The organism is Christensenella hongkongensis (assembly GCF_000981035.1).
Lineage (GTDB): Bacteria > Bacillota > Clostridia > Christensenellales > Christensenellaceae > Christensenella > Christensenella hongkongensis.
In genome coordinates, this window is record NZ_LAYJ01000112.1 from 84,299 (window position 1) to 99,727 (window position 15,429).

The following is a 15,429-nucleotide window of genomic DNA, read 5'->3' on the forward strand; positions in this document are numbered from 1 at the left end:
TTAGATAGTGTATGAGGGGTAAGCGGGTTATGTTGCATAGCCCGCTTAGTCTCTAACACCAAAGGGGTAGAAATAGATGAAAAAGGATATTTTGAACATCCAGAACGTTACCAAAACATTCGCAGGCGTAAAGGCGCTCAACAATGTCAGTTTATCCGTAAAAGAAGGAGAAGTACACGCGCTGATGGGTGAAAACGGCGCGGGTAAGTCTACGCTCATCAAAATACTGACAGGAATTTATAAAGCGGATTCCGGCAAGATTGTTTTTGATGGGGAAACACGGAATTTCCACAATGCGCTTGCGGCGCAGCACGCGGGGATCAGCACGATTTACCAGGAGCTGAACATGATCCCATACCTTACGGTGAGCGAGAATATTTTTCTTGGAAGATACCCGATGAAAAACGGCGGGATCGACTGGAAAACAATGAATGAAAAGGCGCAAAAGCTGGTGGACGACCTTGGCGTCGATATTGATGTAAAACAATTACTGAACACATACGGAACTGCAAAGCAGCAGATTATATCGATTATACGTGCAATCAGCCTTGACAGTAAGCTGATTGTAATGGACGAGCCTACATCTTCGCTTGATACGAACGAAGTTGAAATATTATTCGGAATTATTGATAAACTCAGGGCGGACAACATTGCCGTAATCTTTATTTCGCACCGTTTGGATGAAGTATATGCAAAATGCGACAGCATTTCCGTATTGAAGGACGGCGTTTACGTTGGAACATACGGCGTAAACGAGCTTTCCCAGCTTGAGCTTTTAAACAAAATGATCGGCAACAAGGAGCTGCAGATGGACAAGCGCAGGGAGCATCGCGATTTTTCGGACGCGCCCGTCATTTTGGAGGCAAAGCACCTTGTACGCACGCCTTACGTAAACGACGTAAGCTTTAAGGTCAAAAAAGGCGAAATCGTCGGATTTGCGGGGCTCCTTGGCGCAGGGCGCACAGAGACCGCAAGGATACTCTTTGGCTGTGATACGCCCGAAGCGGGAGAGGTCATTATGGACGGCAAAAAGCTCAACATACGTATCCCTAAGGACGCTGTGGAAGCGGGCATGGCTTTCTGCACGGAAAACCGCCGCGAGGAAGGATTGTTCCCGGATGTGTCCGTACAGAAAAATACGGCGATCTGTTCCCTTTCGCAGTTATCAAAGGGTGGATTTATCCAGTTAAAGGAACGCAAAAAGCTTTCTGAGGATTACATCGAAAAGCTGGCGATCAAAACGCCCTCGTGTGAGCAGCTGATTAAAAACCTGTCGGGCGGAAACCAGCAAAAGGTGATCCTTGCAAGGTGGCTGGCGACGAATCCCAAGCTTATCATCCTTGACGAGCCTACCCGCGGAATCGACGTGGGTGCAAAGGCGGAGATCGAAAAGCTGATCGGCGAATTTGCGGACAAAGGCATCAGCGTGCTCTTCATTTCCTCTGAAATGTCAGAGCTTGTCAGAAACTGCGACCGCATCATCGTCCTGCGCGACGGAAAAATCGTGGGCGAGCTGACGGACGAGGATATTTCGGAAGACAACATCATGTGGATGATCGCAAACAAAAAATCCATTCACTCATAAATTGCAAGGGGGTTTATATTTATGTCCGGTGCATCTTCGGCCCTCATGGGCCAAAAAAGATTTGACTTGTCATTTCTGAAAAAGAACATAGCAATCATCCTTCTGATTGTTCTGGTTGTATTCAACTGCATTTTTACCAAAAACTTTATGAGCTGGGTGACGTTCTCGAACCTGTTTATGCAGGCTTCCAAGATCGCGCTCATAGGCCTTGGAATGACGCTTGTCATCGCGACGGGCGGCATCGATATCTCAGTCGGCTCGGCGATGGCGGTGGGCGCGACGATTTCTGCGATTTTCTTTGCGCAGGGAGATTACTGGGGCGTTCTTATTTCAATCGCAATCGTTGCCGGCTTCGGACTTCTGGCAGGAACGCTCGTTTCCAAATTTGCAATCATTCCGATGATCGCGACGCTGGCGCTGCGCTACATCATGCGCGGTATGGCGCAGGGCGTATCCGGCGTTGGAACCGTTTCCTACAGCGCGCCGGAGCTGACGCAGGCGTTCATTACGCCGGTCGGCGGAATTTTCCCGCTGCATTTCTTTATTCTGGTAGCGGCTGCGGTCTTTATGTATTTCCTTGTAAACCGTATGAAGTTTGGTTCGCAGGTGGAAGCATACGGCAACAACCCAACGGCGGCCAAAATATGCGGAATCAATACGGTTAAGATCGTAATCCTGTGCTATGTGGCGATTGCGATATTCTCGTGGGGCAGCGGCATGATCGACATGATCATGGTTTCGAGCGCGGATCCGTCCAAGCTGGGCGTGGACATGGAAATCGACGTAATCGCAGCGACGGTAATCGGCGGCACGCCGATCACGGGCGGTTATCCGAACATTATCGGCACGGTATGCGGCGCATTTTCGCTGCAGCTCATTACCATGATGTGCAACATGAACAACGTAGCGTACTCTATTACCCTGATGATCAAGGCAGCGATTATCGTATTTGCATTGTTCTTCCATGGTTTTCGCAAGAAATAAGAAAGGAAGGTAACAGAATGAAAAAAGTTGGTAGTTTTTTATCGGATAATGTTGCGCTGCTTGGGTTTATCGCAGTATTCATCATTGGGTGCATACTTTCCTCAACGTTTTACACGGCGGAAAATATTGGTAACGTCCTTCGCTCGGCAAGTATCATGGGTATCGTATCCATTGGTATGACGTTCGTTATCCTGTGCGGCTCCATTGACCTTTCCGTAAGCTCGGTATTCGCGCTTTCAGGATATTTCTTTATCGTGCTTGCGCCGGTCTCGCCAATCCTTGCAATCCTCGTACCGATTGCCGTGGGCGCGGCGGTAGGCCTTTTAAATGGTCTTCTCGTAACAAAAATGTCCATTCCGGCGTTTGTCGGCACCCTTGCTTCTATGCTGTTTGTACGCGGCCTTGTGCTGATGCTCACCAAGGAAGTAACGGTAAAAGGCCAGAATATGCCGGAAGCGCTCCAGTTTATCGGGCGCGGCTCCCTTGGCAGTGGAGATTTTCTAAACGCGATCTCCTTTCCGCTCATTCTCTTCATCGCGCTTATTATCCTTACGTCGTGGATTCTGAAAAAGCGTTCGCTCGGGCGCGCGATGTATATTGTAGGCGGCAACGCAGAAGCGGCAAAGATGATGGGCGTGAGCGTGCACGGCACGATGTTTGCGGCGCATACGATCTGCGGCCTTATGGCAGGCGTAGCCGGCATCGTATTCGCTTCGCGCGTAGGCTCTGCAACGCCCCTTGCGGGAACAGGCTATGAAATGTATGCGATTGCCGCGGTCGTCATTGGCGGCGCGTCGCTTGAAGGCGGCATCGGCAAGATGAGCGGAACGCTGTTCGGCGCGCTTATTATGGGTAGCTTTACGAATATTTTCAGCCTGCAGAAATTCATCGATCCAGTATGGCAGAATGCAATTATCGGCATCATCCTGCTTGTGGTCGTGGTGCTACAGTCGCTTGCACATATGCGTGTGCATAAAATTAAGACGGCGAAAGCCGATACGCAAAAATCGGCTTCATAATAGTGATAGATTAGGAGAATAAGTGGGTTATGAAAAGAATGAAATTTTCGATCAATTCCTGGATTTTTGGCAATTTGTCCATCGAGGAGATTGCCAGACGTGCAAAGGAGATTGGCGTGGACGGCATTGACGTAAGCGGCGAGCCGGACACGATAGACGCAAAGGCGGTCAAAGCGACGCTTGACAAGTATGGCCTTAAGGTATTTGACATCAACGGCAACTTTACAGAGGAAAACAGGATCATGTGCCATAAGGATCCGCAGATGCGTGCGAGTGCCGTGGAATATGGTAAAAAATGCGTTGATATGGCGGTGGATGCGGGCACGGACAAGGTACTTATCGTTCCCAGCCAGGTCAATAAGCAGGACTATTATATTTCGCGCGAACAGGACTGGAAACACTCGGTGGATTCGATTCGCCAGGTTGCGGAATATGCAAAAACAAAAGGCGTCACCATCATACTGGAATGCGTGAATAAATATGAAGTGAGCCTTGTGCGCACGCTGCAGGACGGCATCGACATGGCAAAAGACACCGGGATGGACAACGTAAGGGTGATCGGTGATACGTTCCACATGCAGCTCGCGGAAGAGCAGGGAATCCCGTCGGCAATCAGACACGCAGGAAAGGACTGGCTTTTGCACCTGCACCTTGGCGACAACACAAGGGAAGTCCCGGGACGGGGCGTTATGAACTGGAGGGATATCCTCGCGGCTTTGGACGACATCGATTATGACGAGGCGCTTTCCTTCGAGCCGCTCCCGCACCAGCTGACGCTCGACGAGATATTTGCGGGCGTTCTTGACCCGGATGAGCTGACAGCGGAATTAAAGGCTTCGTGCGATTACCTGAAGCTGATTATGCAGGCGATCTGAACGTAAACGTAAGCAAAAAGACAGGAGCAGACAATATGAAAAAATATACACTTGGAATAGATTATGGTTCCCTGTCCGGCAGGAGCGTTATTGTTGACGTTGAGACGGGAGAAGAGGTTGCATACTCCGTCCTTGATTACCCGCATGCTGTGATGAGTGAATCGATCCCGGATGGAACGCCGCTTCCGCCCGACTGGGCGCTTCAGCACCCGCAGGACTATATTGACGTGCTGAAGGAAACTGTTCCGGACGTCATGAAAAAAGCAAATGTGACGGCGGAACAGATTATCGGCGTGGGTATAGACTTTACGGCGTGCACATTGATCCCCATCAAAAAAGACGGAACGCCGCTTTGTTTCCTTGACGAATACAAGAATGAGCCGCACGCATATGTGAAGCTGTGGAAACACCACGCCGCGCAGGACGAAGCGGATAAACTCAACGAGACTGCGCGCCGCCGAGGTGAAAAATGGCTGGCACGTTATGGCGGGAAGATTTCATCCGAATGGGAAGTGCCGAAAATCTGGCAGGTACTGGACGAAGCGCCGCAGGTTTACGATGCAACGGATTGCTACATCGAGGCGTGCGACTGGGTGATCTTCCTGCTTACGGGAAATATGGTACGCAACACCTGTTCGGCAGGGTATAAGGCGATCTGGAACGCAAAAGACGGATATCCTTCAAAGGATTTCTTTAAGGCGCTCGATCCGCGGCTGGAAAACCTGATTGAAGAGAAGATGTACAATCCGCTGATGCCCATTGGCAGCAAGGCGGGCGAGATCACGCCCGAGGCCGCAAAGCTGACTGGGCTAAAGGAGGGAACGGCAGTGGCTGTTGCAAATTTAGACGCGCACGTTGCATGCGTAGGCGTGGGAATTACCTCGCCCGGGCAGATGCTTGCAGTGGTTGGAACATCCACCTGCCATATGCTGATCGGAGACCAGGAAAAAATGGTACCGGGCATGTGCGGCGCAGTCCAGGATGGCATCCTTCCGGGTTATGTCGGTTATGAGGCGGGACAGAGCTGCGTAGGAGACCACTTCCAGTGGTTTGTGGAAAACTGCGTTCCCTGCGAATATGAGCAGGCGGCGAAAGAAAATAATATGAACATCCACCAGTACCTGACGCAAAAAGCGCAGGAGCTCCTGCCTGGGGAGAGCGGCCTTGTGGCGCTTGACTGGTGGAACGGAAACCGCAGCGTGCTGGTGGACGGAAAGCTTTCGGGCATGATGGTGGGCATGACGCTGAACACCAGGCCGGAAGAAATTTACCGTGCGCTCATTGAGGCTACGGCATACGGTACGCGCATGATCATCAAAACGTTTGAGGAGAGCGGCGTGCCTGTAACGGAGCTTTTTGTGGCGGGTGGCATCGCGGAAAAGAATCCGTTTATGATGCAGGTATATTCCGACATCACGAGAAAGAGCATCAAGATTGCCGGATCTCCGCAAACGCCTGCGCTGTCGGCTGCGATTTACGGAGCGTATGTCGCGGGCAGCGCGGCGGGCGGATATGATAAACTCGACGACGCGGTCGCGGCAATGAGCAAGGTAAAGGATGTGCAGTACCATCCAAACCTTGAAAACAGTAAGATATACGACGAGCTGTTCCACGAATATGAATTGCTGCACGATTATTTTGGACGCGGCGAAAACGACGTGATGAAACGCCTGAAGGATTTGAAGGCGAGGATCAGCGAGACGCGCGAAAACAAATAGGAGGGTTTTGCGATGTTAGAAGAATTGAAACAGAGAGTCATGGAAGCCAACAAAAGGCTGAAATCGGATCATCTCGTAATTTCCACATGGGGAAATGTATCGGAATACGATGAAAAGACAGGGCTTGTGGCGATTAAGGCAAGCGGCGTGAGCTACGACTCCATGAAGCCGGAACATATGGTGATCGTGGACCTTGACGGCAATGTCGTGGAAGGGGATTACCGCCCGTCTACGGACTGCGCGACGCATATATGCCTGTACCGCGAATTTAAGGGCGTAAAAGCAATCGTACATACGCATTCCACCTATGCCACCATTTGGGCGCAGGCCGGAAAGGACATTCCGATCCTTGGGACGACACACGCGGATTACTTTATGGGCGACGTGCCCTGCACGCGTGAGATGACCAAAGAGGAGATTGATTCCGCTTATGAGGAAAATACGGGCCATGTAATCGTGGAGCGGTTCAAGGATATCAATCCGCTTGAGATCAGGGGAGTGCTGGTGAAGGGCCACGCGCCTTTCGTATGGGGAGACAACGCGGATTCGGCAGTCACCAATGCGATGGTTTTGGAGCAGGTCGCTAAAATGGCATGGCATAACGCGGTGCTTGCGGGCGGCGATCCGGCGAAATTGAATCCGAACCTGCTCAATAAGCATTATAACAGGAAATTCGGCAAGGACGCGTATTACGGACAGAAATAACCGGCATTCTATGGAGGTAAGGCATGAGCGAAGTTTATGAATCAATCAAAAATACGCTTGAAATTGAGAGCAAAGCGATTTTGGACGCGCTTTCGGTGATCGATCCGCAGGCGGTAGAGCAGGCGGTGGACGTGATTGCCTCCTGCAAGGGAAAGGTTGCGACCTCTGGCTGCGGCACGTCGGGCGCGGCAGGTAAAAAAATCGCGCATACCTTAAACTGTGTGAACAGGCCGGCGCTGTTTTTGACTCCATCCGACGCTGTGCACGGCGGCATGGGCGTACTTAGCAAGGGCGACGTGCTGATTCTGTTTTCCAAGGGCGGTACGACGGCGGAAATTAACAACCTCATAGGGCCGGCGAAAACCAAGGGAGCTTTTGTGATCGGCGTGTGCGAAAAAGAGGAATCCCAGCTTGCACGCGAAAGCGACCTGTATCTCAAAATTATGGTGGAGCGTGAGGCGGACCGGTTTGGCCTGCTTGCAACGTCCAGCACACTTGGCGTGATCGCGGTGTTTGATGCGATTGCGGTGGCTGTTATGGAGCGCACGGGGTTTACGGAGGAGCAGTTTGGCGTGATCCATCCGGGTGGCGCGGTCGGTGAAAAATTGCTTCACAAAAAGCTTTACGACTGATAAAAGGGAACAAGAACGAGTAAATAGAGTGCCTTCTGATACGTCTTCGCGCAGGCGAAGGCGTGCCGGAAGCCGCAACAGGCGAAAGTTAGGACAAAAGTTATGGATAAAAAAGAATTGTTTGAAAACGCGTGCGCAGTGTGGAAAAACGACGCGGACGCTTTAAGCCGGCTGATAAACGACATCAATCCGGAAGAATACGCGGCGATTTTTGACCTGATCAGGAATTGCAGGGGCCGTATCGCTACGCTTGGCATGGGAACGTCTTCTGTGGCGGCGCGAAAGATCGCGCATATGCTGTGCGTGGCAAATGTTCCATCCTTTTTTGTATCCGCAGGCGATGCGGCGCACGGCGCTTTTGGCGCGGTGCAGGAGGGCGACGTAGTAATCGTGCTTTCCAAGGGCGGGAACACAGAGGAGCTTGTGAACCTGATCGAGTCCATAAAGGGCAAGAAGTTAAAACTCATCACGGTCACCCAAAATCCGCAGTCCCGGCTCGCGCAGGCGGCGGACGTTGTGCTGAACCTCAAGGTGGAAGAATCCGATCATAAGCATATGCTGCCTACGGCAAGCATTATCGCGATTATCGCCATCTTTGATGCGATTGCGGACGAGCTTACAAAGTGTCCGCAGTTTAGTGACGAAGCGTTTTACCTGAATCATAACCATGGTTCGGTCGGAGCGTTTTTAAAGGGCAAAATTGAAGATAAATGATCCAAACCGGCGGTTGCCATAACTCTTCATTTCAGAGATAATGAAGATAATATGGTAAATGGGCCGGAACGACATCATAGTTCCTACCTAAAGATTCTTATATATGAGGGGCGTAAGCCCGGCCCAAAAGCCTCAGTAGCATAGCTCTGTGGCTTTTGAGGTCAAAGAACAGAAAACGAGGAGGAAAACAGTATGATACCAAATTTTAAGCTGGAAAATGGCGTTGAGGTTCCTGCGATTGGGTTGGGAACGTGGCTGATGAAGGACGATGAGCAAACAGCGCGTTGTATCAAAGACGCGGTGGAGGCCGGATACCGGAGCATCGATACCGCGATGTTTTACCACAATGAGGAAAGCATCGGGAAGGGCATAAAGGAATGCGGCATCCCGCGTGAGCAGCTTTATATCACAACCAAGCTGTGGAACGACGATCATGGCTATGAGAAGACGCTGGAGGCTTTTTCAGGCTCGCTGAAACGGCTGGGCCTTACTTATATTGACGAATACCTCATTCACTGGCCGGGCTTTGACGAGAGCTATTTACCAACATGGAAGGCATTTGAAAAGCTCTATCAGGATGGCCTGATCCGTGTGATTGGGGTTTCTAATTTCACCAAACCTCTGTTGCAACACCTGATTGACCATTGCGCGATCAAGCCGATGGTCAATCAGGTAGAGGTTCATCCGCTGTTCCAGCCGAACAATGCGATCAATTTTTGTCAGGAAAACGGCATACAGGTTGAAGCGTGGAGGCCGATTGTACGGGGTAAACTCGATAAAGAGCCGATTATCAAAGCGGCTGAGAAGTACAACAAGACGCTCGTACAGGTTACAATGCGCTGGCATTACCAGAAGGGAATCCGTACGATTCCCAAGACGACGCACAAGGAACGCATGATCGAGAACGCGGATATTTTTGACTTTACTCTTACGGACGATGAGGTAAAAGCGATCAGCGGCCTTAATACGTTTGTACGGACAGGGGAATCCCCGGACGAATTTTTCTACGTTTGATTTAAAAGCGCAGAACAGGCGTATCCCAAATTAGTTATCTTGCATTTTTTCAATAAGGAAAAAGGCTGTGCAATATGAAATGCACAGCCCTTTTTCTGTTCGCTTATGTTTGCAATGCGCTATCGCAATTTATTCTCTGAAAACAGACTCCAGAAGGCCAGCGCAATCCGCTGCTGTCGCTAAACGGATGGAACGGTTCATGGTTTTCACCTCGCTTTACAGCATATCAACCTATGGCGTCGCCAGTCAATCCGGGAATACGATTCCCGCCTGATCGCGCATTTCAGACATGACCTCCGATACGGCGATGCACAGCTCGCGCGCGTATGCGTATTCCTGCTTTGATTGCTCCGGCTGCTCGATATAGCGTTTGAAATCCTTTGCTTCGTTTGCCATGAGCGTAAGGCGGGGGATATCGCCCGCAATGGTCTGCGTTGCGCCGTTGTTAAAATGGACTGTGATATCCGTAAAATTGGAAACGAGCCCAAAGGTAATGGTGCCTTTTGTACCCATGACCTCCGAGCCGAGATAGCTTTCACCCGCTTTGCTTCCGGTGAGCGTCACGAGCTTATCCGGATAGCGGAAAATGCTGCTGAAGCTGATATCCGCACCATTTTCCAGAAGCTGCGCCTTTGTATCGATTTTCTGAGGCCTGCCGAAAAGTCCAAGGGCTGCGTACACCACATATACGCCCAGATCCATCATGCAGCCCGCCGCAAATTTTGGATTGAAAATATTGGGGTTTTCCCCGTCAAGGTATTTTTGGTAACGGGCGGAATACTGCGAATAGTCAAGACGGGCGCTGAGGACAGGCCCGATTTTAGCGAAAGCCGATTTGACGGCAGCGAGCGGCGGCTGGTGCAACATAATGATTGCCTCCAAAAAGACGAGTTCCCGTTCTTCCGCAAGCCTGTAAAGCTCACGCGCCTGCTGCGGATAGACCACGGCGGGCTTTTCGCAGATCACGTGTTTGCCGTTTTCAAGGAAAAGCCTGCATTGTTCATAATGCAGGGAATTGGGACTTGCGATGTAAACAGCGTCAATATCGCTTTTTGCCATTGTATTCAAATCGTCAAATGCAAAATCACAGTTGTTTTGCGCGGCAAATTCCCTCGCGTGTGTAATGTCGCGGGAGTAAACGCCCGCAAGGTCCATTCCTTTTACCGTGTCTGCGCTGTCGATAAATGCCTGCGTAATCCATGCTGTGCCGACGGTTGCATATTTCATGCCGAATTCCTCCTGATAATACGCCCGCTTTCGGGCTTTGATTTCGATATGCTTTTAACATACAACAGGCAATGCCCATATGCAAGCTGAATTTTTTTCAAATGTCAAAAATGGCTTTGCTATGCTGTTTGTGGATGAAAAACAATCCGGCAATTTCATTTTTTGTTTTTCATCATTCCAAAAATTTGTTATTATTAAATAAGAAAAGATTTTTAAAACAAAAGCAAGGAGGGTAAACGCAGTGATACCAATATTGATATTTATTGCCGTCGTCCTTCTTTTGTGCGTGTTTTCGAGCAAGCTGTTGTACCGCTTTGGAATCCCTGCCCTGCTGATTTTCCTTATTCTGGGAATGCTGTTTGGATCGGACGGCTTTGGCGGTATTTATTTTGACAATTTTGAGCTTGCCGAGCAGATTGGTTCCTTTGGACTGATATTCATCATGTTTTACGGCGGCTTCGGAACGAGCTGGAAAGCGGCAAAGCCGGTGCTCGCTCCATCCATCTGGCTTGCAACCGCGGGCGTGATTATCACAGCGCTGCTGACCGGCTGGTTTTGCTATTTTATCCTGAAAACGACGCTTCTTGAAGGGCTTCTGGTGGGCGCGGTGATTGCCTCTACGGACGCCGCTTCGGTATTTTCCATCCTCCGCTCGAGGAAACTGAACCTGAAGGGCGGCCTTGCGTCCATGCTGGAAGTGGAAAGCGGCTCTAACGATCCAATCGCCTACATGCTTACAATCACGATTCTTTCGATGATGTCGGTAAGCGGACAGGTCAACATCGCTGCAATGATTATCATGCAAATTGTATTCGGCCTTGGTATCGGTTTTGCGCTTGCGCTTATTTCGACGGCTATTTTAAAACGGATCAACTTTGAGATCGAGGGGCTGTATACGATTTATGTCGTTGCGATTGTGGTGCTGGGCTATGCTTTAAGCCAGCTTGTGGGAGGCAACGGTTACCTGTGCGTTTACGTGATCGGTATTATATTGGGGAACACCAAGCTCAAGCACAAAAGAACGCTGGTACACTTTTTTGACGGAATCTCATGGATTATGCAAATGGTGCTTTTCTTTGTGCTGGGCCTTCTCGCCTACCCGTCGCATATTCCTGCAATCATCGGCCCTGCGGTGCTCATTGCCCTTTTTATGATGTTTGTGGCCCGTCCGGCGGCGGTGTTCGGCATCCTGAGCTTTTTCAAAATACCGTTTAAGGAAAAGCTGTTTGTTTCATGGGTGGGGCTGCGCGGCGCAGCGGCAATCGTTTTTGCGATCATGGCGATCACGCAGGCCTCGGCGCTCAAAAATGACGTATTCCATATCGTATTCTTTGTGGCGCTTTTCTCAGTTGCCGTGCAGGGCACGCTCACGCCCCTGTTTGCCAAAAAGCTGGGGCTGGTGGAGAAGGACAATTCCGTATTCAAAACCTTTACGGACTATCAGGATGAGGCGGAGATGCACCTTATCGAAGTGACGATAGACCTTAAAAATCCATGGAATGGCCGTACGCTTACGGAAATCGATATTCCTGAGGGCGTGCTTGTGGTGATGGTGAAGCGCGGCAGGAAGAATATCACTCCAAACGGTTCCACGGTATTGCTAACGGGCGATACGCTTGTTTTGAGCGGGGATAATTTTGACGAGATACCGCTTTGATATTTTCACGAAACTATTGAGTTTTGGCGCATAAATAGATATGATAAGATTGTATATTAATTTTTTGACAGGAGATAAGATTTATGTTTCAGGTAAATGATCATTTCGGGCGTTTGCAGGGGAGCTACCTCTTCTCAGAGATCGCCCGCCGGGTGAACGAATACACCGGGGAAAATCCGGACAGGGAGATCATACGTCTTGGCATTGGCGACGTAACGCGTCCGCTTGCCCCTGCTGTGTTGCAGGCGATCGATAAAGCGACGCAGGAGATGGCGGATGAAAAGACCTTTATGGGCTACGGGCCGGAGCAGGGCTATGAATTCCTTCGCGCGGCGATCAGGGAAGGCGACTATGCCGCGCGCGGCGTAGATATCGGCCTTGACGAGATATTTGTATCCGACGGCAGCAAGTGCGATACGGGCAACATTCAGGAGCTGCTGTCCCCGGACTGCAAAATCGGCGTGACAAACCCGGTGTACCCCGTATATGTCGATACAAACGTTATGGCGGGGCGCTCAGGGGAGTTTGACGCGCAGACAGGGCAGTTTTCGGAAATTACCTACATCCCCACCACGGCGGAAAACGATTTTGTGCCCGCCCTCCCACAGCGCAGGGTGGATGTGATGTACCTTTGCTCGCCCAACAATCCAACAGGGACGGCGATGACAAAGGACCAGCTTAAGGTCTGGGTGGACTGGGCCAATGAAACAGGCGCGCTTATTTTGTTTGACGGTGCGTACGAGCGGTTTATTACAGACGGGGATGTTCCCCACAGCATTTATGAGATTGAAGGCGCGAAAACGTGCGCGATTGAATTCCGCAGCTTTTCCAAGACGGCGGGCTTCACGGGTACGCGCTGCGCGTATACGGTTGTTCCCAAGGAGCTTATGGGGCAGGATTCAAAAGGCAACAAAGTCAGCATGAACGCGCTTTGGCTCAGGAGGCATACCACCAAATTTAACGGCGTATCCTATATCGTGCAGCGGGGCGCTGCGGCGATTTATACGGCGGAAGGAAAGAAGCAGGTGGAACAGAACATCGAGGCATATCTTGCAAACGCAAGGATGATCCTTGACGGGCTGAGGGAAATCGGCATTACGGCTTATGGCGGGGTGAACTCCCCATATGTATGGCTCAAAACGCCCGACGGCATGGCAAGCTGGGATTTCTTTGATAAGTTATTGAAGGAAGCGAATGTAGTCGGTACGCCGGGAAGCGGATTTGGCAGCGCAGGCGAAGGGTATTTCCGCCTGACGGCCTTTAATACGAAGGAGAACACGGAAAAGGCAATCTCGCGTCTTGCGAACCTGAAATAGGACCAACCAGAAAGGAAATCAAACATGAAAATTGCGTTTTTGGCAGCGGCAAATTCGCCGCATACAATCAAATGGGCTAACGCGCTCAGCGAAAGCAACGAGGTCACGGTGTTTTCCATGCCCGAGCAAAAGGACGAGGCCGGTGAAATCAGCGACAAGGTAACCGTAGTATATTTGCCGTTTACCTCGGCGCAGAACGGTGCGAAAAAGAATGCCACACAGGTAAAAAGCTATCTTGCAGAGGGGAATTTCGGCGTGGTAAACGCGTTTGACGCTACGTCCTACGGGGTGCTTGCGGCAAAGGCGAAGGCTCCCCACGTTTTGCTTACCGTGCTTGGCCCGGACGTATATGAAAGCGTTGACCGCGGGCAAAAGGGGCTTGTGATGAAGAGCATTAAGCACGCGGACGCAATCCTCGCGGCTGCGCCCAACGTCATCACACGCGTCAAGTCTCTCTTCAAAAAGGAAAAGCCCTTCTTTGTTGCGCCGTTTGGCGTTGACATGAAGAAGTTTGTGAAAAAAGACATACAAAAGCCTGAAGATTCGATGTGCTTTGGATCGCTCAAAATGCTGGAGTTTGGAAATGGAGTAGATATGGTGATCGAGGCGTTTGGAAAATACCTTGAAAAGACCACGGGAGCCGCAACGCTTAAAATTGTGGGAACCGGAACGATGGAAAGCAATCTCAAGCAGAAAGTCCAGAGCATGGGTATTGAAGGTAAGGTGGAGTTTTTGGGGCGTGTGAAAAACGACGATCTTCCGGATGTGATAGGCACGATGGATGCGACTGTGCAAATGAACGCGGCGGAAGCGTTTGGCGTGTGCGCAATCGAGTCTATGGCGTGCGAGGTGCCGGTGGTTGCGTCGGATACGGTCGGCGCAAGCGAATACATTCTCAATGGCGTAACAGGATATCTCGTAAAAGTGAATAATACAGACCGTTGCTGCGAGTGCATGATGGAGCTGCGCGACAAAGCGGCGCGTGAGCACATGGGCTCTCTGGCGCGCGGGGACGTGATGGAATCCTTCGATCTTGCGGATTGCGTCAAAAAGTATGAAGACGCGCTGCGCTCAGTGGGCGCGCGGGTGATGTAAAACCGACAGGTAGCAGGAGGGGAGCCGCTTATTATGCCGGCTCCCTTCTTATATACGCAGATGCGGGCGCAAAGTCCGCCAAGGGAGGATGTATGGATATCAAAGAAAAATTCAGCGCGGTGTCTGAAAAATACGACGGGCAGCGCAGGCAGCTGATCCCCTGCTTCGATGATTTTTACGGGATTGCAACGGCAATGGCTGAAACGGGGGAGAAAGCGCCGCGTATTCTGGACCTTGGATCGGGAACGGGCCTGTTTGCAGCATTTTTGCTTGAAAAATATCCTGGCGCAAAGCTGGTGCTGGCGGACCTTTCAGAGCAGATGCTTGGGCAGGCACGGCAGCGGTTTGCCGGACACGGGGATGTGGAATATATAACGGCGGATTATACGGAATACGAGTTTGGCGGGGATTTTGATATGATTATTTCCGCGCTTTCCATCCATCACCTGAGCGGCGCGCAAAAGGAAGCGCTTTACCAAAAGTGTTATGACCTTTTAAAGCCGGGCGGGGTATTTGTAAATGCGGATCAGGCGCTGAGTCCTTCACAGGAAATTGAACGGATGCAGGAAAAGCTGTGGAAAGCGATGGTGAACGAAAGCGGACTTTCCCCGGAAGAGCTGGAAAAGGCATACGAGCGGCTTGCGCTCGATAATCCATCCACGCTCACAGACCAGCTTGCTTGGCTTGAAAAAGCGGGCTTTTCGGATGTGGACTGTATTTACAAGTATTATCATTTTGCTGTTCTTTATGCAAAGAAACAGGAAAAAGCCTGAGACCGGCATGGGAAACAGTTTTATAATCGCGGCTTACGACCGGCCTTGGCAAATTACGAAACAATACCAGAAGGGTATTCTCAGGAAAAATATGATATAATATTTTTTAAATTAT

14 protein-coding genes are annotated in these 15,429 nt (G+C 50.6%); 13 read left to right on the forward strand and 1 reads right to left on the reverse strand.

What is annotated here, in order from left to right; translation table 11 throughout:
* Positions 1-76: 76 nt before the first annotated feature.
* From CHK_RS10455 to CHK_RS10495, 9 genes are all read left to right on the forward strand, one after another.
* Positions 77-1,585: a sugar ABC transporter ATP-binding protein gene (locus CHK_RS10455; RefSeq protein ID WP_046443998.1), complete on the forward strand. Its 1,509-nt coding sequence runs from the start codon at positions 77-79 to the stop codon at positions 1,583-1,585.
* A 21-nt stretch (positions 1,586-1,606) separates the two neighbouring features.
* Complete coding sequence (locus CHK_RS10460; RefSeq protein WP_082103513.1) at positions 1,607-2,569, forward strand: ABC transporter permease; 963 nt, start codon at positions 1,607-1,609, stop codon at positions 2,567-2,569.
* A gap of 17 nt (positions 2,570-2,586) precedes the next feature.
* On the forward strand, positions 2,587-3,588 hold the full coding sequence (locus tag CHK_RS10465) for an ABC transporter permease (protein WP_046443999.1): 1,002 nt from the start codon (positions 2,587-2,589) through the stop codon (positions 3,586-3,588).
* A gap of 29 nt (positions 3,589-3,617) precedes the next feature.
* Positions 3,618-4,463: a sugar phosphate isomerase/epimerase family protein gene (locus CHK_RS10470; RefSeq protein ID WP_046444000.1), complete on the forward strand. Its 846-nt coding sequence runs from the start codon at positions 3,618-3,620 to the stop codon at positions 4,461-4,463.
* Between the two features lie 35 nt (positions 4,464-4,498).
* Positions 4,499-6,181, forward strand: coding sequence for a ribulokinase (gene araB / locus CHK_RS10475; protein WP_046444001.1), 1,683 nt, complete (start codon positions 4,499-4,501; stop codon positions 6,179-6,181).
* A 12-nt stretch (positions 6,182-6,193) separates the two neighbouring features.
* Positions 6,194-6,886 carry an L-ribulose-5-phosphate 4-epimerase AraD gene (gene araD, locus CHK_RS10480; RefSeq protein ID WP_046444002.1) on the forward strand — a complete coding sequence of 231 codons (693 nt, stop codon included), beginning with the start codon at positions 6,194-6,196 and terminating at the stop codon, positions 6,884-6,886.
* Positions 6,887-6,909: 23 nt separating this feature from the next.
* Positions 6,910-7,518, forward strand: a complete 609-nt coding sequence (locus CHK_RS10485; RefSeq protein WP_046444003.1) for a KpsF/GutQ family sugar-phosphate isomerase — start codon at positions 6,910-6,912, stop codon at positions 7,516-7,518.
* Positions 7,519-7,620: 102 nt separating this feature from the next.
* Positions 7,621-8,232 (forward strand): SIS domain-containing protein, encoded by a 612-nt coding sequence (locus CHK_RS10490; protein WP_046444004.1) that lies wholly within the window; start codon positions 7,621-7,623, stop codon positions 8,230-8,232.
* Between the two features lie 192 nt (positions 8,233-8,424).
* Entirely contained in the window at positions 8,425-9,246 is an 822-nt protein-coding gene (locus CHK_RS10495) for an aldo/keto reductase (protein WP_046444005.1), read from the forward strand.
* A 246-nt stretch (positions 9,247-9,492) separates the two neighbouring features.
* On the opposite strand, the gene CHK_RS10500 is transcribed toward CHK_RS10495, so the two are convergent.
* A complete protein-coding gene (locus CHK_RS10500) occupies positions 9,493-10,473 on the reverse strand; it encodes a Gfo/Idh/MocA family protein (RefSeq protein WP_046444006.1) in 981 nt (326 codons plus the stop codon).
* A gap of 241 nt (positions 10,474-10,714) precedes the next feature.
* Between CHK_RS10500 and CHK_RS10505 the strand changes: the two genes are divergently transcribed.
* The 4 genes from CHK_RS10505 (at position 10,715) to CHK_RS10520 (ending at position 15,314) form a co-directional block, all read left to right on the forward strand.
* A complete protein-coding gene (locus CHK_RS10505) occupies positions 10,715-12,130 on the forward strand; it encodes a potassium/proton antiporter (RefSeq protein WP_046444007.1) in 1,416 nt (471 codons plus the stop codon).
* Between the two features lie 83 nt (positions 12,131-12,213).
* Positions 12,214-13,446, forward strand: coding sequence for an LL-diaminopimelate aminotransferase (locus tag CHK_RS10510; protein ID WP_046444008.1), 1,233 nt, complete (start codon positions 12,214-12,216; stop codon positions 13,444-13,446).
* A gap of 24 nt (positions 13,447-13,470) precedes the next feature.
* Positions 13,471-14,541, forward strand: coding sequence for a glycosyltransferase family 4 protein (locus tag CHK_RS10515; RefSeq protein ID WP_046444009.1), 1,071 nt, complete (start codon positions 13,471-13,473; stop codon positions 14,539-14,541).
* Positions 14,542-14,633: 92 nt separating this feature from the next.
* Complete coding sequence (locus tag CHK_RS10520; RefSeq protein WP_046444010.1) at positions 14,634-15,314, forward strand: class I SAM-dependent methyltransferase; 681 nt, start codon at positions 14,634-14,636, stop codon at positions 15,312-15,314.
* The last annotated feature ends 115 nt before the right edge of the window (positions 15,315-15,429 follow it).